The organism is Mobilicoccus sp., from assembly GCF_032060985.1.
Classification (GTDB): Bacteria; Actinomycetota; Actinomycetes; order Actinomycetales; family Dermatophilaceae; genus Mobilicoccus.
The window spans coordinates 26,130-46,696 of the sequence record NZ_DAMBGD010000005.1; the positions used below are offsets into that span (position 1 = coordinate 26,130).

General features: G+C 73.4%; 13 protein-coding genes. 6 read left to right on the plus strand and 7 right to left on the minus strand.

Annotated elements, in window-relative coordinates; all coding sequences use genetic code 11:
* Positions 1-19: 19 nt before the first annotated feature.
* Together RT054_RS05705 and RT054_RS05710 are read right to left on the minus strand one after the other, a co-directional pair.
* Positions 20-676, minus strand: coding sequence for an alpha/beta family hydrolase (locus RT054_RS05705; RefSeq protein ID WP_313022532.1), 657 nt, complete (start codon positions 674-676; stop codon positions 20-22).
* 27 nt (positions 677-703) lie between these two features.
* Entirely contained in the window at positions 704-2,023 is a 1,320-nt protein-coding gene (locus RT054_RS05710) for a serine hydrolase domain-containing protein (protein WP_313022534.1), read from the minus strand.
* Positions 2,024-2,057: 34 nt separating this feature from the next.
* On the opposite strand from RT054_RS05710, the gene RT054_RS05715 reads away from it, so the two are divergent.
* A complete protein-coding gene (locus RT054_RS05715; protein WP_313022535.1) occupies positions 2,058-2,684 on the plus strand; it encodes a TetR family transcriptional regulator in 627 nt (208 codons plus the stop codon).
* A 111-nt stretch (positions 2,685-2,795) separates the two neighbouring features.
* Here RT054_RS05715 and lpdA read toward each other — a convergent pair whose 3' ends face one another.
* Entirely contained in the window at positions 2,796-4,190 is a 1,395-nt protein-coding gene (gene lpdA / locus RT054_RS05720; protein ID WP_313022538.1) for a dihydrolipoyl dehydrogenase, read from the minus strand.
* Positions 4,191-4,432: 242 nt separating this feature from the next.
* On the opposite strand from lpdA, the gene RT054_RS05725 reads away from it, so the two are divergent.
* Positions 4,433-5,494 (plus strand): MaoC family dehydratase, encoded by a 1,062-nt coding sequence (locus tag RT054_RS05725; RefSeq protein WP_312718934.1) that lies wholly within the window; start codon positions 4,433-4,435, stop codon positions 5,492-5,494.
* A gap of 50 nt (positions 5,495-5,544) precedes the next feature.
* Positions 5,545-6,390 (plus strand): PHP domain-containing protein, encoded by an 846-nt coding sequence (locus RT054_RS05730; protein WP_313022540.1) that lies wholly within the window; start codon positions 5,545-5,547, stop codon positions 6,388-6,390.
* A 463-nt stretch (positions 6,391-6,853) separates the two neighbouring features.
* Here the strand turns inward: RT054_RS05730 and RT054_RS05735 are convergent, their stop codons facing one another.
* The 3 genes from RT054_RS05735 to RT054_RS05745 form a co-directional block, all read right to left on the minus strand.
* The gene (locus tag RT054_RS05735) at positions 6,854-8,461 is read right to left on the minus strand and encodes a DEAD/DEAH box helicase (protein ID WP_313022542.1); all 1,608 of its coding nucleotides are present in this window, start codon (positions 8,459-8,461) and stop codon (positions 6,854-6,856) included.
* Positions 8,462-8,747: 286 nt separating this feature from the next.
* Positions 8,748-8,972 carry a DUF3107 domain-containing protein gene (locus RT054_RS05740; protein ID WP_312718851.1) on the minus strand — a complete coding sequence of 75 codons (225 nt, stop codon included), beginning with the start codon at positions 8,970-8,972 and terminating at the stop codon, positions 8,748-8,750.
* A gap of 157 nt (positions 8,973-9,129) precedes the next feature.
* Positions 9,130-9,762: a TetR/AcrR family transcriptional regulator gene (locus tag RT054_RS05745; protein WP_313022543.1), complete on the minus strand. Its 633-nt coding sequence runs from the start codon at positions 9,760-9,762 to the stop codon at positions 9,130-9,132.
* A gap of 199 nt (positions 9,763-9,961) precedes the next feature.
* Here RT054_RS05745 and RT054_RS05750 point away from each other — a divergent pair, with 199 nt between their 5' ends.
* Complete coding sequence (locus tag RT054_RS05750; RefSeq protein WP_313022544.1) at positions 9,962-14,074, plus strand: PD-(D/E)XK nuclease family protein; 4,113 nt, start codon at positions 9,962-9,964, stop codon at positions 14,072-14,074.
* A complete protein-coding gene (locus tag RT054_RS05755; RefSeq protein ID WP_313022545.1) occupies positions 14,071-17,640 on the plus strand; it encodes an ATP-dependent DNA helicase in 3,570 nt (1,189 codons plus the stop codon). Before RT054_RS05750 ends, RT054_RS05755 begins: the two co-directional genes overlap by 4 nt.
* 430 nt (positions 17,641-18,070) lie before the next feature.
* Here the strand turns inward: RT054_RS05755 and RT054_RS05760 are convergent, their stop codons facing one another.
* Positions 18,071-19,282: a phosphotransferase gene (locus RT054_RS05760; RefSeq protein ID WP_313022546.1), complete on the minus strand. Its 1,212-nt coding sequence runs from the start codon at positions 19,280-19,282 to the stop codon at positions 18,071-18,073.
* Positions 19,283-19,366: 84 nt separating this feature from the next.
* Here RT054_RS05760 and nudC point away from each other — a divergent pair, with 84 nt between their 5' ends.
* Positions 19,367-20,539, plus strand: a complete 1,173-nt coding sequence (gene nudC / locus RT054_RS05765; protein WP_313022547.1) for an NAD(+) diphosphatase — start codon at positions 19,367-19,369, stop codon at positions 20,537-20,539.
* The last annotated feature ends 28 nt before the right edge of the window (positions 20,540-20,567 follow it).

Genomic DNA, 20,567 nt, shown 5'->3' on the forward strand with positions numbered 1-20,567 from the left:
GGCGGTCGCGGAGCAGGTGTCAACCGACGCGGGTGAGGAACTCCCGCACCGGGCCGACGATCGCCGCCACCCGGGTCGCCGGGTCGTCGCCGACGCGGTGAGGTTCGAGGCCGTGCCTCGCGCCGGGCACCTCGACGAGGGTGCGGTCACCGGCGTGGTCGGCGGCGTCGATGGCGTCCCGGATCTCGTCCGGCCGGCCGAACGGATCGGACTCGCCCTGCACGACGAGCAGCGGGGCCCGCGCGCCCGCGAGTTCGTCGACGCGGGACGCCTCCGGCCGGCCCGGTGGGTGCAACGGGAACGAGAGCGCGACCACGCCCATGACCTCGTGTGTGGCGGCCCAGCGGCAGGCGACGCGCGCGCCTGCGCTGCGTCCACCGACGACGAGCGGCACCGAGGGCCACCGCGTCGCGACGACCTCGACGGCAGGGGCCCAGGCCTCGTCGAGGCGAGGCGGGCTCACCGCGACCTTGCGCCCCGCCTCGCGCCACGGCTGGGAGTACCGCACGACGGTGACGCCGGCGGCGGGCAGGACGTCGGCGAGAGCCCGGAGGTCGAAGGCCTCGACACCGCCCCCGGCGCCGTGCCCGAGGAGGAGCACGGTGCTCGGCGCGCCCGTGGCCTCGGCGACGACGAGTCGGCCCGGGCCCTGCGCTGTCTCGACGGTGAGGTCCATGCCCCGATCGTGTCACCCGGGACCGCGTCACCCCACGTCGGTCGACGAGGCCGGTTCGTCGCGCCGACGGAGGCAGGTCGCCACGCCCACGGCGGCGGCCAGGATCGTGAGCCCCCAGGCCACGGCGAAGCCGGGTTCCCACAACCACACGTAGCGGGGTGGGTAGGGGCCGGCGAGCATGAGGACCGCGACGATCCCGAGCATGGCGAGCCCGAGGGTGACCCACGCGAGAACCCGGCGACGGCCACGCCGTGTCGATCGCCGGGAGAGCGACAGGATCAGGAGCAGTGCGCCGGCGAGGCAGGCGACGACCGGGGCGACGGCCCAGGGCGCCGCCGGGACCGGCGTGACCCGGCGACCGGTCACCCGGTCGTACTCGTTCCGCACGAGCGCGGCGAGTTGCTCCTCGTGGAGGAACCCGGACGCGCTGAGCAGCACGACGGCGCCCCGGCCGCCGGCGGGGTCGAGGAAGACGCCGCTGAAGTACCCCGGCACCGTGCCGGTGTGCCAGTGGGTGAGTCCGCCGTCGGCCTCCGTGGTGAGACGCCATCCGTCGGCGTACGTGGTCCCCGCGCGGCCCGTCGGGGTCGGATCGGCGAGCGTGGGGTCGGCGAGGTGCCGTTCGGCGAAGCGCGCGAGATCCTCGATGCTCCCGCACGTGTAGCCGTAGGCGGCGCCCGCGCCGTCGTAGGGTCCCGCCTGCGCGACCGCCCAGGGGCCGACGAACCGGTGCGGGGTCGCGAGGTCGCCGCATTCGCGCGCGGAGGCCCCGATGCGCGTGCCCGGGACGGCGTGCCGGAGTGCCGTGCCGTAGTCGGTCCCCGACGCCTGCTCGATCAGCGCCTGGAGGTAGACGTACCCGAGGCTCGAGTAGTGGTGGGTCCCAGCCGCCGACAGGGCGGGAGGCGGGAGCTCGGCGAGCAGCCGGGTCGCCGTGGTGCCCGGCCGGTCGACGTCGAGCACGTCGGCACCGAAGTCGACTCCCGCGGTGTGGTCGAGCAGGGACCGTGCGGGGACGTCGGGCCCACCGCGGACCGACTCGCCGACGGGTCTGTCGAGGTCGAGGCGACCGGCATCGGCGAGATCCTGGGCCACCGCCGCGGCGATCGGCTTGGAGACCGATCCGAAGAGGAACCGATTGGTCGGCTCGGCGCGACCGAAGGCCTCGACGTGCGTCACCCGTCCGCGCTCGAGGTGCGCCACCACTCCACCGGGCACGCCCACCCGAGCCGCCTCGTTCGCGAGGCTCGAGCCGTCGTCCGCGGAGGCGGGCGCCGCGAACACGGACGCGAGGAGGGCGACGAGCAGCATCGGGAGCAGCAGCGTCCGTCTGAATTGAATGCCCATACGGTATTGGACCATATGGACGTATGGTGTGGGCATGGTGAGGATGGCGGATCACGAACGACGACGGACCGAGATCGCCGCGGCGGCGGTGGACATCGCCCGTCAGGAGGGGCTCGGGCGGGTGACGATCGCGGCCGTGGCGGCCCGCTCGGGGGTCTCGGTCGGGCTGGTGCAGCACTACTTCCCGGGCAAGGATCTGCTCGTCCACCGGGCCTACGCGGAACTGCTGGCCTCGATGGAGCGGCGGGTGGCGGCGATCGTCGACGTCGGTGAGCGGCGTGAGGAGTCCATCCGCACCATGTGCACGACCGCGCTCACGTCGTTCCTCCCCGTCCCCGAGAACCGACGGGACTGCCTGGCGCGCGCCGAGTTCCAGGTGCTGGCCGCACGCTCCGAGGCCCTTGCCGCCGTCGCGCGCGAGGACGACCGGGCCCTTCGCGCGCGCCTGCGGGGCGTCGTCGCCAACGCCCGACTCTGCGGTGAGGTCGCACCGGAGGCCGACGAGGTCGCCGTGGCCGACGAGCTGTGGGCCGCGGTCCTCGGCGCCTCCGCGGTGATGCTCGTCGACCCGACCTACCCGGGGGAGGCCGTCCTCGCCGAGGCCACCCGCCGCGCGTTCCCCCGTCCCTGCCGTCGCCACGAGGAGACCCCGGCCGACTGAGGTCCGGCGTCGAGACGGGCACGTCGACCCCGGGGCACCGAACGCCCCCGACGCGACCGAGGGGTCGAGCCGGGGGCGTCGATCGTGCGGTGGTCCTCGCGGACCGAGGGGTTAGAAGTTGATCATGTGGCCCGCGATGCCGTGCATGGCCTCCTTGAGGGCCTCGCCGAGCGTCGGGTGGGCGAAGACGGTGCGGGAGACCTCGTCGGCCGTGAGGTCCCACTGCTTGGCGACGTTGACCGCCGGAAGGAGCTCGGTGACGTCGGGGCCGATCATGTGGCAGCCGAGGATCTCGTCGTACTTCGCATCGGCGACGACCTTGACGAAGCCGACGCCGTCGCCGAGGCCCTGGGCCTTGCCGTTGGCCGTGAACGGGAACGAGGCCGTCTTGACGTCGAAGCCCTTGTCCTTCGCCTGCTGCTCGCTGTAGCCCATCGAGGCGATCTGCGGGTGACAGTAGGTCGCCCGCGGGATGAAGTCGTAGTCGATCGCCATCGTCTCGGCGCCCGCGATGGTCTCGGCGGCGACGATGCCCATGGACTCGGCGACGTGGGCGAGCATGAGCTTGGCCGTCACGTCGCCGATCGCGTAGACGTGGTCGACGTTCGTGCGCATGTACTCGTCGATCTGGATCGCGCCGCGCTCGGTCAGCTCGACGCCGAGGTTCTCGAGGCCGAAGCCCTCGGTGCGGGGCTGGAACCCGAAGGCACACAGCATCTTGTCGGCCTCGAGCACCTGGCTGTCGCCCCCCGCCGCGGGGGAGACCGTGACCTTGACGCCCGAGCCCGTGTCCTCGACGGACTCGACCTTCGTGCCGGTCATGACCTTGATCCCGAGCTTCTTGTAGTGCTTGAGGAGCTCCTTGGACACGTCCGCGTCCTCGGTGGGCACCATGCGGTCGACGAACTCGACGATCGTCACGTCGACGCCGAAGTTGGCCATGACGTAGGCGAACTCGACACCGATGGCGCCGGATCCACCGATGATGATGCTGCCGGGAAGGTTCTCGTCGAGGATCTGCTCCTCGTAGGTGACGACGTTCTCGCTGAGCTCGATGCCCATCGTGCGCACGACGGCGCCGGTGGCGATGATGAGGTCGTCGTAGGTGACCTCGGTCGTGCCCTTGTCGCCCTCGACCGTGATCGAGTTGCCCTTCTGGAGGGTTCCCCACCCGTCGATCTCGGTGATCTTGTTCTTCTTCATGAGGAAGTGGACGCCCTTGACGATCCCCGCGCTGACCTGGCGGCTGCGCTTGTGCGTCGGGCCGTAGGACATCGTGGCGTCGCCCTCGATGCCGTACTTCTTCTTGTCGTGCGTGAGGGTGTGGGCGAGCTCGGCGTTCTTCAGCAGCGCCTTGCTCGGGATGCACCCGACGTTGAGGCAGACCCCGCCCCAGTACTTCTTCTCGATGACGGCAACGGACTTGCCGAGTTGAGCGGCACGGATGGCGGCGACATACCCGCCGGGACCAGCACCGAGGACGACGACGTCGTAGTGATCAGCCATGCGGTTCAGCCTACCGGGCACTCTCCCCGGATCTCCGGGTAGCCCGAACGGGGACGGCCTTTCCCTCGACCGGATTCGCCGGGGTGCCTCGGGGAGCGTGCGGGGCGCGCACGGGAGCGGTGAGGCGAGCGACACAGCGTTGCCGGTCCTGGGCTGTCGGTGACGGGTGCGACGATGCGCACGAGACCCGAGGCAGGATCACGCCCGAGGCAGGATCAGGACGGAGAGGCGACGTGGCCGACATGAAGAACGTGACCGGAAACTTCTACGAGGACTTCGAGATCGGACAGCGCATCGTCCACGCGACGCCGCGCACGGTCACCGACGGTGACGTCGCGCTCTACACCGGCCTGTACGGCTCCCGGTTCGCCGCCACCAGCGCCGACACCTTCGCCCGCGACCTCGGGTACCCGCGCATGCCCGTGGACGCGCTGCTCGCCTTCCACCTCGTGTTCGGCAAGTCCGTGCCCGACGTCTCGCTCAACGCCGTCGCCAACCTCGGCTACGCGGGCGGCCGGTTCGGGGTGCCGCTCTACCCCGGCGACACCGTCACCACGACCTCGGAGGTCATCGGGCTCAAGCCGAACTCCTCGGGCAAGAACGGCAACGTCTACGTGCGTTCGGTCGGCACCAACCAGAACGGCGAGACCGTCGTCGAGTACGTCCGCTGGGTCATGGTGAACCGTCGATCCGCCACCGACGAGGTGGGGGAGGCGCAGATCCCCGACCTGCCGGGCGCGGTCGCGGCCCAGGACCTCGTCGTTCCCGTCGAGAACGTCTCCTACGACGAGCGGATGAAGGAACTCTCCGGCAGCCCCCACCTGTGGGGCGACTACGAGGTGGGCGAGAAGATCGACCACGTCGACGGCATGACGATCGAGGAGTCCGATCACATGCTCGCGACGCGCTTGTACCAGAACACGGCCAAGGTCCACTTCAACCAGTTCGCCCAGAACGACAGCAGGATCGGGCGTCGCCTCATCTACGGCGGGCACATCATCAGCCTGGCCCGGGCGCTGTCCTTCAACGGACTCGCCAACGCGTTCACGATCGCCGCGATCAACGCCGGCTCCCACGCCAACCCCACGTTCGCCGGCGACACGATCCACGCCTGGTCGGAGGTCCTCGAGCGTCTCGAGATCCCCGGCCGGACCGATGTCGGCGCGCTGCGGCTGCGCACGGTCGCCACCAAGGACCTGCCGTGCGGCGACTTCCCGTACCGGCAGACCGAGGGCGACGGGGCCGGCAAGTACCTGCCGAACGTCGTCCTCGACCTCGACTACACGGTGCTCATCCCCCGCTGAACCCGGGTCCACCCCGGGCCCGGCGGTGGGCCGATTCGTAGTGTGGGGGGATGATCATCGATCTCCACGCCCACACCCTCGCCTCGGACGGCACCGACACCCCCGCGCAGCTCGTCGCGCAGGCGGACGCGGACGGGCTGGACGTCGTCGCACTCACCGACCACGACACGAGTGCCGGGTGGAGCGAGGCGATCGACGCGGCGGAGCGGCTCGGAGTCGGATTGCTGCCCGGGATCGAGATCTCGTGTTCGTGGAAGGGCATCAGCGTCCACCTGCTCGGGTATCTGCTCGACCCGGCGGACTCCGCGCTCCTCGCCGAGCTCGAGGCCGCGCGCTCCAGCCGTGACGACCGGGCGCGGCGCATCGTCGAGAAGTTGGCCGTCGACGTGCCGATCACCTGGGCCCAGGTCGAGGAGCAGGTGGGTCCGGGGGCGACGATCGGGCGTCCGCACATCGCCGACGCGCTCGTCGCGGCCGATGTCGTCCCCGATCGCACGGCGGCGTTCGACGAGTACCTCTACACCGGGTCGCCGTACTACGCCTCGCACTACGCGCCCGACCCGGTCGAGGCCGTCCGGCTCGTGCGCGCCGCGGGGGGTGTGCCCGTCATGGCCCACCCGTTCGCCGCCAAGCGCGGTCGCCTCGTGCCCGACTCCGTCATCGAGGACATGGCCCGGGCGGGCCTGTTCGCCCTGGAGGGGGACCACCCCGACCACGATGCCGGGCAGCGGGCCAAGGCCATCTCCCTGGCCGCCGACCTGGGTCTGTTCGTCACCGGGTCGAGTGACTATCACGGCAGCGGCAAGCCCTGGCGACTCGCCGCATGCACGACCGACCCGGACGTGCTCGAGGCACTGCTCGCCGAACCGACCCACCGCGGGATCGTCCGACCCTGAACGGGAGTTCGTGCGGGAGGTGTCCGGGGTGGTGTCGGGGAAGGGGGGTCCGGCGGGAGGCCACGGAGACGGGAGCGCCCCGCACGACACCGGAGCGAGTGCGGGGCGCGGCGGCGCCGTGACCGGCGCGCCGACGATCTGTCGCCCGAAGGGGTGGACGACAGGTCGACGTCTCTCGACGACGACGGGAGGGGCTGCCCAGGGCACGCCGCGTCGGCGGTGAGCGATGACCCCCCGGTCGGCCGCAGGCACCCCCATGACGCCTGCGACGAGGATCACGGTAGGGCTCGGCAAGACGGCCGTCCAACTCGCCCCATCACCGATACCAGGATGCGGACGGGTCTGCCGGACGTGTGTGAGGGGAGCGGGTGTCCCTCTCGAACCGGAGGCGCATGTTCGGGCCGGAGGCTCTGCACTCCTGTGTGAACACGCGCCTCCGGTTCGGATGAGAGGACGGGGTGGGTCAGTCCGTCGAGGCGCTCGAGCGGCCACCGCGGGTGCGACGACGGCGGCGCGGCGCGCCCGAGCCCTCGTCGCCGGAGGAGTGCCCGCCCCGTCCACGGCCGTCACGGTTCGGTCGGCCGTCGCGGCCCGAGCCACTGCCACGACCGCGGTCGGCCTGGCCACGGCTGCGACCTCGGCCCCGGCCGGCGGAGGCGCCGGTCTCACCGAGGTCCTCGAGCTTCTCGGCCTCGAGCCCGGCGCGGGTGCGCTCGGACTTCGGCAGCCGGCCCGTGACGGACGGGTCGATCCCGAGGTCCTCGAACAGGTGCGGGGAGGAGGAGTACGTCTCGACGGGCGAGGGGATGCCGAGCCCGAGCGCCTTGTCGATGAGACCCCAGCGCGGCATGTCGTCCCAGTCGACGAGGGTGACGGCGACGCCCTTCTGGCCCGCGCGACCGGTCCGGCCGGTGCGGTGCAGGTAGGTCTTCTCGTCCTCGGGGCACTGGTAGTTGATGACGTGCGTGACGTTCTCGACGTCGATGCCGCGGGCGGCGACGTCGGTGGCGACGAGGATGTCGACCTTGCCGTTGCGGAACGCGCGCAGCGCCTGCTCACGGGCGCCCTGGCCCAGGTCGCCGTGGATGCTCGCGGCGGCGAACCCGCGGTCGGCGAGTTCGTCGGCGACCTTGGCGGCGGTGCGCTTGGTGCGGCTGAAGATGATCGTCAGACCGCGCCCCTTCGCCTGGAGGATGCGCGCGACCATCTCGACCTTGTCCATCGCGTGGGCGCGGAACACGAACTGGTCGATCGCGGCGACGGTCTGGCCCTCGTCGTCGTGGCTGATCGCCCGGATGTGGGTCGGGCGGGTCATGTAGCGGCGCGCGAGGGTGACCACGGCGCCGGGCATGGTCGCGGAGAACAACATCGTCTGACGGGACGCCGGGGTCTGCGCGAGAAGCTTCTCGACGTCGGGCAGGAACCCGAGGTCGAGCATCTCATCGGCCTCGTCGAGGACGAGGGTGCGCACCGAGTGCAGGTTGAGGTGACCCTGCTGCATGAGGTCGATGAGGCGGCCGGGCGTCCCGACGACGACCTCGACGCCCTTCTGCAGCGCCTCGATCTGCGGCTCGAACGCGCGGCCGCCGTAGATCGTCGTCACGCGGATGCCGCGACGCGACGCCGCACGCGTGAGGTCGCCGGCGACCTGCGTCGCCAGCTCACGGGTGGGGGCGACGACGAGGGCCTGCGGGCGGCCGGGGTGGAGAAGGGACTCGAAACCCTCGTCACCGGGGGCGACGACGTGCTCGAGAAGGGGGATGCCGAAGCCGAGGGTCTTGCCGGTTCCCGTCTTGGCCTGACCGATGATGTCGTGGCCGCCGAGGGCGACCGGCAACGTCATGGCCTGGATGGGGAACGGCGTGACGATCCCCGCCTCGGCGAGGGCCCCGACGATGTCGGGGTGCACGTCGAAGTCGGCGAAGGTCTTCTCGACGGCCGCCTCGGGGGAGGCCTCGATCGTCTCCTCGGCGCCGGCGGCCGCGGCGGAGTCGTCGGTCGCCGGGGCGGCGACCGGAGCCTGCAGAGGCTCGGCGGCGTCGGACAGCGTGGTGGACGTGGTGTCAGTCATGGAAGATCTCTCGATCGGCCTGCGACGCGGTGGCGTTCGCGGGAAGGTGGCGGGCCGATCGGAGGTCATTCGTCTGCGCCGCGAGGGGGCGCGGGAGGCGGGCTCTGCCGCCGTCTTCGTCACGTCGTTGCCGACCGGGCACCGTGATGGTCGTCGCCAGTGTACCTCCGCAGCCTCGACGCGGTGGCATCCGCCCGTGTGGCAGCGGACGCGCGACGGCCCGGCCACACGCGTGTGACCGGGCCGGACGAGGGTGTCGGACGGGATCGTCGGACGGGTGTCGGGCTCACTGCATCCCGAAACCGACTCCGCCTCGACGCGGGGCGCCGATCTCGACGTAGGCGAGCGCGGAACTCGGGACGAGCACGATGCTGCCCTTGTGGTCGACGAGCCGAAGCGGCGTGGAGTTCTCGAAGGACGCGCTCACTGCGACCTCGATCTCCTCCGGCGACTGCTCGGACTCGAGGGTGATCTCGCGGCTCGTGTTCTGCACACCGATCTTGACCTCCACGAGGTCTCCTTTCGGACGCGGCGTCACCCCGTCGGGGGCGGCGCGAGCGGATGGATCGGGCCGGGCGGCCGCGATCGGGTTCTCCGCCAGGTTAACGGTGACCCCGCGGGCGTTCTTCCCCGCGGCCGGAGGCCGTCGCGCGAGGTTGGCCGCGGGCTCAGCGTGGCTCCTCGGCCCCTTCGACGACGGGGAAACCGCGAATGCCCCTCCACGCCGTGTCGGCGAGAATACGGGCGGCCTGCTCGAGGGGAATCTGGGAGCCCTGCCGCAGCCACCACCGGGCCGCCGTCTGGGCCATGCCGACGACACCGGTGGCGATGAGCCCGGCCTCGACCTCGGAGAGGCCGGTGTCACCGGCGACGAGATCGCTGACGGCCTTGGCCGAGACCATCTCGACGTTGCGCACCCGCTCCTCGACCTGATCCTCCTGGCCGAGGTCGGACTCGAAGACGAGACGGTAAGCGCCGCCGTTCTCCGAGACGAACGCCAGGTAGGCCTTCATCGTCGCGACCACGCGTTCCTCGTTGTCGCTCGTGGAGCGCAGCGCCTGGGCGACGGCGTCGATCACCTGGTCGCAGGCGGCGTCGAGCAACGCGAGATACAGGTCGAGCTTGCCGGGAAAGTGCTGATACAGCACCGGCTTGGAGACCCCGGCGCGGTCGGCGATCTCGTCCATCCCTGCCGCGTGGTAGCCGTACTCGACGAAGACGGTCTGGGCGGCCTCGAGGAGTTGGGCCCGCCGTTCCTCGCGCGGGAGGCGGGTGCCGCGAGGGACGCTGGAGGTGCTCACCACGGTCGATCCGGCTCCTTTCCGGGGTCGGGGTGCCCGCCTGCGGACGGCACCGTTGAGGCATCCTAGTCGCGTGTCCAGTCGCCAGGAGGGGAGTCCTGGCAGATTCGAGGCGCGCCCGCCCTCGACGTCGCCCCCGACCGAGGCGCGGAGCCGTCGGGGACGAACCGTTGTCGGCGGCCTCTGATCCAATGGCGACATGAGCACGCCACACACTCCCGGGCCGGTCTCCGGAGCGCCGACCGCGGCCGACGCGGCGAGCGCGGTGGGTCGATCCGGGTCCCCGCGGTCGGGGGAGGCCGGGCGTGTCGGGACGCTCCGATTCGTGCGCGACCGTTCCTCGCGGGTCGTGGGGTGGGCACGGCTCGATGAGTCGCAGCGGCGGGCCGCGCGAGCCCGCGGGCCGCTCGTGCGGGTGCTCGGCGCCCCGGGGACGGGGAAGACGACGGTGGCCGTGCACGCCGTCCTCGACCGGGTCCGGGCGGGCGAGGTGACCCCCCAGCAGACGCTCGTCCTCGCGCCCACCCGGGTGGCGGCCGCGCGCATGCGTCACGCGCTCACCGCGGAGCTCGCCGCCACGACGGCCTCCCCGTTGGTGTCGAGCGTGCAGGCGTTCGCGTTCGGCCTCCTGCGCCGCGACGCCGCTGAGCGCGGGGCGCCTGCCCCGCGACTGCTCAGCGGTCCCGAGCAGGACGTCGTCCTCCGTGAGCTCCTCGCCGGGCACGAGAGCGGGTACGGCAGACGCCCGAACTGGCCGGCGAGCCTCGCCGAGGCCACCCGCACGAGGGGATTCCGCGCCGAGCTGCGCGACCTGCTCATGCGCGCGGTCGAACACGGTCTCGACGCCGAGGGCCTCGAGACGCTTGCGGTCCGCGAGGGCAACCCCGCCTGGGCGGCCGCTGCCGAGGTGCTCGCCGAGTACGACGAGGTCACCGCCTTGTCGTCGCCGGGCGGGTACGACCCCGCCTGGATCCTCACCGCGGCCGCCGACCTGCTCGAGGACGACCCGGCCGCACGAGACAGGGTGCACGACGAGGTTCGGGTCGTCGTCGTCGACGACGCCCAGGAGCTCACGGCGCCCGCGGCCCGGCTCGTCCGCCTGCTGCGGGGTCCCAGGACGGAGGTCGTGCTCGTCGGCGATCCCGACGCCGCGACGCAGACCTTCCGCGGTGCCGACCCGGGGCTGATGATGGCCGAGGTCGCCTCCCTCACCTGCGTTCTCACCCGGTCCTGGCGACTCCCGCCGCGCATCCGTGAGGTCGTCGTCCGGATCGCCGAGCGGATCGGGTCCGTCGGGGCCGTCGCGCATCGGCTGGGTCGCGCCGACGACACGGGAGGGCCCGTGGCGCGCGAGGCCGACGAGAGGTCCGCGGCGCTCTCGACAGCTGCCGCGCTCTCGACGGCTGGGGGGCCCTCGTCATCCCCGGTCTCGACGATGACGGCGTCGGGCACGTCGAACCCTGGCCGCTCCCTCTCCCTCGGCGCCGGGGCGACGACGTCTGCCCGGCCTCATCAGCCGACGCTCTTCGACTGGGCCGAGGACTCGACGTCGCCCACCGCCGCCTCCGTCGACGACGGGCGGGCCACGGACGGCGGGGTCCCGTCCGCCGGACGTGACGGCGTGGTCGCGGCCGAGGCCGTCGGGACTGCGCGGGCCGTGGCCGGGGCCCCGACGCAGGCCGGCGTGCCGGACTCGGCGGGCGGTGCGGGGTGGGAGGACCCGGGGGGCGACACGAGCGGGGGCGTGCCCGCGATCGATGCCGTGGGGGGTGGGGACCATGACGTGCCCGAGGATGCCGAGGCGCACGGGGCGGTCGAGGAGGACGGCGAGGTGGACGTGGCGGTGCTCGCGACGGCGACGGCCGAGGCCCGCTACGTCTCGGCTCGTCTTCGGCAGGCCCACCTCGTCGACGGGCTGCCCTACTCGCGCATGGCCGTCATCGTCCGCGGGGCCGGGCGCAGCGCCACGATGCGCCGGGTGCTCGCCGGGGAGGGTGTCCCCGTCGACGTCCCGGGGGCCCAGGTGCCGCTCCGGGAGGAGCCGGCGGTGCGACCCTTCCTCCGACTGTTCGAGGCCGCGCTCGCCCTGGTCGAGAGCGCCCCAGACGGACCCGGAGGGAGACCGAACGGACTCGGTCCGGCGAACGACTCGACGTCGCGGAACGAAGGCGAGGGGCTGGCCGGGCTGGACGTGGGTGCCGTCCTCGATCTTCTCGCCTCTCCGCTCGGTGCGACCGATTCCCTCGGTGTCCGACGTCTTCTCAGGGCCCTGCGTCGCGCCGAGAGGCGCCGTGTCGACGGGGACCACGGTGCCGGGGATCGCCTCGTGGGCGATGGGGCCGCCGTGGGCGATCGGGGCCTGAGCCGTGGGGGCGGGGGCATCGGTGCCGAGGGCGAGGGCGTCGAGGCCGCGGTCGAGGCGCCGGGTGACACGCGGTCCTCCCACCCCGTGGGGGACCGGTCGACGGTGCGTGCCTCCGACGACCTGCTCGTGGCGTCGGCGTACGGTGACCCGATCCTCGACGAGGTCGACCTCCTCGACGTCGACGCTCCGGCGGCGGGGTTGCGGCGGATCCGTCAGGTCCTCGCCGCGGGGGTCCGGGCTGCCGCGAGGGACGACGAGGGGTGGGGCCCGGGGGTCACGGCGGAGTCCGTGTTGTGGGCCATGTGGGAGGCGTCCGGGCTCGCCGACCCGTGGCGCCGGGCCGCCCTGTCCGGCAGCCTGCGCGCCGACCGAGATCTCGATGCCGTCGTGGCCCTCATGGATGCCGCCGCCCGGTACGTCGACCGGTTGCCCCTGCGTGGGCCGGACGGCTTCCTCGAGCACGTCCGAGGTCAGGATGTCGCGGGCGACACCCTCGTGGCCCGCGCACCGGCCGACGAATGCGTCACCCTCACGACCCCGGCGGGGGCCGCCGGTTGGGAGTGGGATCTCGTCGTCGTCGCCGGACTGCAGGAGGGCGTGTGGCCCGATCTGCGCCTGCGGGGCTCCGTCCTCGGCTCGGCGGCGCTCGTCGACGTCCTCACCGGTCGCGGTCTCTCGCCTCAGGCCGCCCGCAGCGCCATCCGGGCCGACGAGACCCGCCTCCTCCTCGTCGCCGCGAGTCGCGCACGCCGGCGGTTGATCGCGACGGCGGTCCGCAGCGAGGAGGACACCCCCTCGCCGTTCCTCGACCTCCTCGACCCGGTGGACGAGCCGCGCCCGTTCGCCTCGCCTCCGCCCCCCATGACGACCGCGGATCTCGTCGCCACGCTCCGTCGGCGGCTCGCCGGCAGCGCGCTCGCGGCGGTCTCGACCGCGAGGGGCGCCGACGGTGAGCGGCGCCTCCAGGGCGCAGGGCCGACGGAGGGCGCCGGGCCGACGGGGACCGAACACCCTTGTCCGACACGTCACGACAGCGAGGCTGCCGATCTTCCGCCGTCGTCCGCCGACCGCCTCGTGGCGGCATTGCTCGCCCGTCTCGGCGAGGCCGGCACGCCCGGGGCCGACCCCGGTGACTGGTGGTCCTTGCGGCACACGAGTGACGACCGCCCCCGACGCGTCCCGGACGCGGCCCTTGCCGTGTCCCCGTCCAAGGTCGAGGCGTTCGCACGCTGTGAGTTGCGGTGGTTGCTCACCGCCTCCGGCGGTGAGGCGGGCGAGGGCACGGTCGCCTCGTCGATCGGGACGCTCGTGCACGAGGTGGCGGCCACGGTCGACAACGGCGACCACGCCGCGCTTCTCGCCGAACTCGACCGGCGCTGGGCCGAGCTCGATCTGCCTGAGGGGTGGATCTCACGCCGCACCCACGACGACGCCGTCGCGATGATCGACCGGCTCCACCGCCAACACGCGACGGCGCTCGCGGCCGGATGGGAGGTCGTCGGCACCGAGATCGACGTGGAGGTCGAGCTCGGCCGGGCCGTCGTCCGGGGCCGGGTCGACCGGTTGGAACGCGACGCGGACGGACGACTGCGCGTCATCGACCTCAAGACGGGAACGAGCAAGCCGACCGGGGCCGAGCTCCCCGCCCATCCCCAGCTCGGGGCGTACCAGGTGGCCGTCGAGGAGGGGGGGTTCGCCGCCCACGGGCGCGAGTCCGCGGGTGCGGCCCTCATGCAGATCGGCAAGGGCGGCGGCCGGCGGGGGTTGCTGCAGGAGCAGCAGCCGCTCGCCGGCGACGAGGATCCGCGGTGGGCCCACGACCTGCTCACCCGCACGGCCGAGGGCATGGCCGGATCGACGTTCCGGGCGAACGCGGGCACATGGTGTCGGGTGTGTGAATCCCGGTTCAGCTGCCCGATCCAGCCCGAGGGGGAGATGCTGCGATGACGACGCCGCGCGCCGACCGTCCCGGGGGCGACCAGCCCGCCGGGCCCGGGACAGCCCCCCGGCCTCGGCACTCCGCGGTCGAGATCGCGCATGTGCTCGGCCTGCCGACGCCGACCGCCGAGCAACGCGCCGTCATCGAGGCACCCCCCACCTCGATGCTCGTCGTCGCGGGTGCCGGGTCGGGCAAGACCGAGACGATGTCGGGGCGCGTGGTATGGCTCGTCGCGAACGAGCTCGTCGCCCCCGAGCGCATCCTCGGTCTCACGTTCACCCGGAAGGCCGCCGGTGAACTCGCCGAGCGCATCGGCGGGCGTCTGCGGCGTCTTGCCGCCACGGGTCTCGGCAGCGCCGACGGGACCGATCCGACCGGCGCGCGCACCGTCGATCCCCTCGTCGACGCCGATGCCCTGCCCACGGTGGCGACCTATCACGCCTACGCCGGATCGTTGGTGCGCGAGCACGGGCTGCGTCTCGGCGTGGAGCCCGACGCGAGGCTGCTCACCGAGGCCGCGGCCTGGCAGTACGCCCACGAGGTGGTCGCGCGCTACGACGGGCCGATGGACGAGGTCGCCAACGCGGAGTCGACGGTCACCGCCGCCGTGCGCGACCTCGCCGGGCAGCTCGCCGAACACCTGTGCACGACGGCCGATCTCGGCGCCTACCTGCGCGACCTCGCCGACCACGTCCAGGCGCTGCCACAGGGATCGGGGCGGGCCACGTCGATGCCCAAGGAGGCCAAGGACCTCCTTGCCCACGTCCGTGCTCAGGGCAGGCTCCTGCCCCTGCTGGAGGAGTACGCGCGCACGAAGACCCGCGCGGAATCGCTCGACTTCGCCGACCAGATGGCCCTCGCGGCCCACCTCGCCGAGCTCGATCCCGCGGTGGCCCGCGCCGAGCGCGCGCGCTATTCGGTCGTGCTCCTCGACGAGTTCCAGGACACGAGCGAGGCCCAGATGAGGCTCCTCCATGCCCTGTTCGCGGATCCGCGCGCCGGGGTCACCCGCCCCGTCACGGCGGTGGGCGATCCGCACCAGTCGATCTACGGCTGGCGCGGCGCGAGTGCGACGACCCTCGCCACCTTTCCCGCACGGTTCACCGTTCCGACGGGGTCGGTCTCCTCGTCGGAATCGGTCGATGAGGACGCACCGGGCCCCTCGGGCGGGACGGCCCTCGTCCCCGCCGTCCTGCCGTTGTCGACGAGTTGGCGCAACGACGTGGCGGTCCTCGACGTCGCCAACGCGACGGCCGCGCCGCTGTCGGCGGCGAGTCCCGTGCCCGTCGAGGAGCTGAGGCCTGCGCCGTCCGCCGGTGTGGGGCGGGTCGAGGCCGCCCGCCTCGAGACCGCACCCGAGGAAGCGGAGTTCGTCGCCGACTGGATCGCCGAGCAGTGGTGGGCGCCGGGGTCCTCCCGTCGCCACAGCGGCATCAGCGCGGCCGTGTTGTGCCGTCGCCGTGCCCAGTTCGCCGCGATCGCGGACGCCTTGGGAGCCAGGGGCATCCCCGTCGAGGTCGTCGGTCTGGGCGGACTGCTGACGCGCCCGGAGGTGAGTGACGTCGTGTCGCTCCTCCGCGTCGTCCACGACCCGACGCGCGGAGACGCCCTCGTGCGGCTCCTCGTGGGGCCGTCGGTGCGCCTCGGGGCGGCCGACCTCGACGCGCTCGGCGCCTGGTCCCGCCATCTGCACCGGCGCCGCGGTGAGCAGGCGGGTACCTCTCGAGCGGCGACGGCGACACCGCCCGCCTCGGACGACGCAGAGCAGCCGAGCCTGGTCGAGGCCGTCGACACCCTGCCCCCGACCGACTGGGTCGGCGGGCAGGGGGAGCGGATCTCCGACGTGGCGCGCGAGCGGCTGATGCGGCTGTCCGGGGCCGTCGCGACCGTCCGGTCCGCCGTCGGTCATCCCCTTCCCGAGCTCGTCGTCCTCGCCGAACGCACCCTCGGTGTCGACGTCGAGGTCGCGGCCTCCCTCGACACCCTGCCCGAGACCGCCCGGCGCCACCTCGACGCCTTCGCCGACGCCGCGGCCGCGTTCGCGCACGGTGCGGACCGCCCGACGCTCGGGGGCTTCCTCGACTGGCTCGACGCCGCGCGCGATGAGGAACGGGGGCTGGACTCACCGGCCTCGCACGTCACCGAGGGAGCCGTCCAGGTCCTCACCGTGCACGCCGCCAAGGGGCTCGAATGGGACGTCGTCGCCGTGCCCGGCCTCGTGGAGGCGGCGTTCCCGTCGCACCGCACCTACCGGCCGCAGCCGAATGGCGGGTTGCCCTCGCCCACCTCGAGAGGATGGATCACGGGGCTCGGCGCGATCCCCTACGACCTGCGGGGCGACCGGGACGGCTTGCCGGACCTCCCGTGGCGACGCGTCGCCGACCTCACCGAACTCGCCGCCGCCGTCAAGACCTTCGCCGCCGAGGGCGGACACCACGCCCTCGAGGAGGAGCGACGACTCGCCTACGTCGCGTTCACCCGAGCCCGGCACCGGCTGCTGCTCTCCGCGAGCCTGTGGCTCGACGGGGCCACGCCTCGGGTGACCTCCAGGTTCCTCGGTGAGCTGCGCGATCGGACCGGCCTCGTCGACACCCTCACCTGGGCCCCCGACCCCACCCCCGACGCGGAGAATCCAGCCCTCGCCGACACCCCGGCCGCGCGCTGGCCCCTCACCCGCGACGACCCGCGGGACCGGGCGGACCAGCTCGCCGCCTCCTGGGTGCACGCCGTGTCGTCGTCGTCCGCCTCCGGGGAGCCGCCCGCCGCCCTCTCGACCCTCCTCCTCGACGTCGCGGAGGACGAGCGTCTCGAGCTCGGCCGACTCGTGGAGCTCGTCGACCTGCTCCTCGTCGAACGAGCCCAGGGCGGACGACGCGCCGGCCGCGCCCGGCTGCCGGGTCACCTGTCGACGTCGGCGCTCGTCGAACTCCGTTCGGACCCAGCGGGGTTCGCCGACCGGTTGCGCCGGCCGATGCCGTCCCCGCCCGCGACCGCCGCACGCCTGGGCACCGCGTTCCACGCCTGGATCGAACAGCACTACCGCAGCGCCAGCCTCGTCGACGACCTCGACCTCGAGGGGTACGCCGACGACGACGAGGCGACGCCGGATCTCGACCGGGCGCGGCGACTGTTCCTCGAGAGCCCCTGGGCCGCGGCGACCCCGCTCGAGGTCGAGGTCGCCCTCGAGACCGTCGTCGACGGACTGCCGGTGCGGGGCCGGATCGACGCGGTGTTCCCACGCCCGGGCGGGGGCGTGACGATCGTCGACTGGAAGAGCGGGGCACCGCCCTCGCCGGCACGCCTCGCCGATCGCAGCCTCCAGCTCGCCGTGTACCGGCTCGCGTACGCCCGGTGGCGCGGACTCTCCGTCGACGACGTGCACGCCGCGTTCTACTACGCCGCGACCGGCACGACCGTGTACCCGGAACTCCCCGACGAGGACGACCTCGTCGCTCTCGTCGCCGGGCTCACCGAGGACCCCGAGGCCACCGAGGGGCCGGTCCGAGGACGCGCCGGCGGCGTCGGGATCCCCGAGGCGGGGGACGATCTCGGTGACGGAGTGGGCATGTCGTGAGCCCGACGGTCGACGTGCCGGGGCGAGTCGAGCCCACCGACACCGGGAAGGCAGCGTGGGCGGCCACGCGGCCCCCACGGTCGGCGCGGCCGGGGCCGCGCGCGTCGGTGCGAGGCCCACCTGCGGCGCGCAGGATGCCGGGAGCTCGTCACGACGATCACGGCGAGGCAGGGCGATCGGCGGGTCCGTGAGGAGGCGTGCTCGCGACCGGCAGCCGTGCCCGTGAGGGTCAGCAGCGCCCGTGACGGGGCAGCAGCGCCCGTGACGGGGCAGCAGCGCCCGTGAGGGTCAGCAGTGCCGGCGAGAAGTCACGGCCCGGAACGAGGACCACTGCGCGCGGGAGCGGCACGACCCGCAGGGCGGAGCAATGCCTGCGAGGGCAGGACGGGCGGTAGGTGCGCGTGCCGGGCGTGCGGGGTCGGCCGGGCGGTCAGCGCGTGCGGTGGTCGTGTTCCTCGGGGAACGCGCCGTCCTCCGTCGCCGAGTGCTCGCCGCCATCGGTGGGCGCCGCCGCGTCGGTGGGCGCCGCCGCGTCGGTCGGCGTCGCCGCGTCGGCGGGCGTCGCCGCGTCGGCGGGGGTGTCCTGCGCCGGGGTGACCGGGACGGCGGCCCGTGCCGACGACGCACCCCCGGCGGAGTACCAGTCCTCGTCGACGGGGTCGTCCTCGAAACTCACGGGCACGGGGGAGTGGTGCCCGGCGGCATGCGGGGAGAAGGAGTCCTCGGCGAGGAGATCGACGAGCCGGCGCATGGTGCGCACGACGTGCGCCACCGCCGGTTCGTCACCACTGCTGTGTGCCGCGAGCAGACGGCTGAGGAGCCGCAACTCGCCGAGCAGTCGAGCCCGTTCCCGCAGGTGGGGATCCACCGGCATCCGTCGGTGCTGGGCGTAGGCACCGAAGACGGTCTCGACGGCGTCCGCGGGGGCCGAGCGGGCGAGCGCCGCGAGGTCCTCGGCGGGGTCGCCGATCTTGGCGCCCTCCCAGCTCACCATCGCCGAGACCCGACCGGAACTCGTGTCCTCGGTGGGGAAGTCGGTGAGCAGGTGGGCGTTGGAGAGGTAGCCGTGCACGGGGACGGTCTCGAAGTCCCACCACGACGCGTCCTCCAGCGTGCGTTCCCAGCGGGTGAGCAACTGTGGGGGCACCAGACCGGTGCGCCCGCCCCGGTCCACGTCGCTGACGAGCCGGTGGCGGCATGCCTCGGCGTCGTAGACGGGGACGCCGGTCTCGTCGAGTGCGCCGACGGGGACGTCGTGCAGGGCCGCGAGGGCCTCCCCGATCCCGGTCGCGATGCCGGGCCCGGAGGGCAGCAGAGCGAAGTCGACGATGCGTCCGTGAAGGTAGGGGTAGACCATCGCCGGGCGACCGTCGGACAGCGCGGCCGTGCCGGCAGGCTCCGGCACGGCGTAGGGAAGATGCCGGGCGATCTCTCGCAGGAACGGGATCGACGCCTCCTGCGACGCGGCCGACACGCGGTCGGCGGGCAACCGCACCACCCAGGCGCGGTCCTCGTCGTCGACGACGAACCCGACGTGGAACCGTTCGCCGATGTTCTCCGCCACCATGTGCAGCCCCACCGGCAACAGACCGGGCACGGCGGCGTCGGCGAGGGCGGCGAGGTGGTGGGGAGTGATCTTCACCCGCACACGGTAGCCCTCACGCCCACCACGTCGGGGTGCCCGACCCGCGCGGCTCGCCGTCTTCTGCCCGCCTACGGTGGAGGCATGAGAACGGTCCCCGACGGCGGGCAGACACGCCGACCCCACGGCGAGGCGACGGAGGGAGCGTCCGCGGCTCCGACCCGTCGCACCACTCACGGGTCCCCCGACCGCCCGCCGAGCGAACCCGACCGGCCCCTCCAGGAGCGGGTGGGGCGGGAACGCGCCGCCTGGGACGCGGCCACCGCGCTGGCCGACCCGGCCACCCGGGTCCTCGAGGTCGTGGGCGACCGCGCTCCGGTCCTCGACGAGGAGTCGGGCACACCCGTTCTCTCCTGGCGCGCCCCCCGCGCGGGCGACCTCGACGCCGAGTTCGTCATCCTCCTGGGACGCGGCGGCGACGTCGATCACCCCGACCGCGTCGACCACCCCGCCCGCGTCGACGCCGCGACGGAGGGACCCGCGCTCGTCGCGATCGGGCGGCCGGGCCTGGATCGCTCGTCCGGCGACCACGACGCACGACGGACCGATCGAGCCGAGCGACGCGATCGGCCCGGGGCCGACCCGGACGGCCGGGCGGAGCCCGTCTGGCGGACGCTGCGGGAGGTCGGCCCGTGGATGCCGAGCGGGGACGTCGGGTGGTGGATGACGGCACAGGGTCTGCTGCTCTGGCATCGCACCCATCGGTTCTGCCCCCGCTGCGGGGCCGCCACCCGGGTCGCCTCGGCAGGGTGGACGCGGGTGTGCACGAACGACGGACGGGAGAACTACCCCCGCACCGATCCGGCCGTGATCATGGGCATCCGCGACGCCGACGACCGGCTGCTGCTCGCCCGCTCGCCGCAGTGGCCGGAGGGCCGGCGCTCGGTGCTCGCGGGGTTCGTCGAACCGGGGGAGTCGCTCGAGGACGCGGTGCGTCGTGAGGTCGCCGAGGAGGTCGGCGTGCGCGTCGGTCGGGTGGAGTACCACGGCAGCCAGCCCTGGCCGTTCCCCGCCTCGCTCATGCTCGGGTTCGCCGGATGGGTGGACGACCCGGGTCTCGAGATCGACCCCGGGGAGATCGCCGAGGCCCAGTGGTACACCCGGGCGGAGGTCGGGGCGGGCGTGGCGGCGGGGTCGCTCATGTTGCCCGGGCGGATGTCGATCGCCCGGCGCCTCATCGAGGCCTGGTACGGCGAGGCGCTCTTCGTCCCGGGCGTCGACGAGCTGGGCGGCCCGGCCTGGCACCGGCCCACCTGAGCGACCGGTTCACGGACGCGGAATCCCG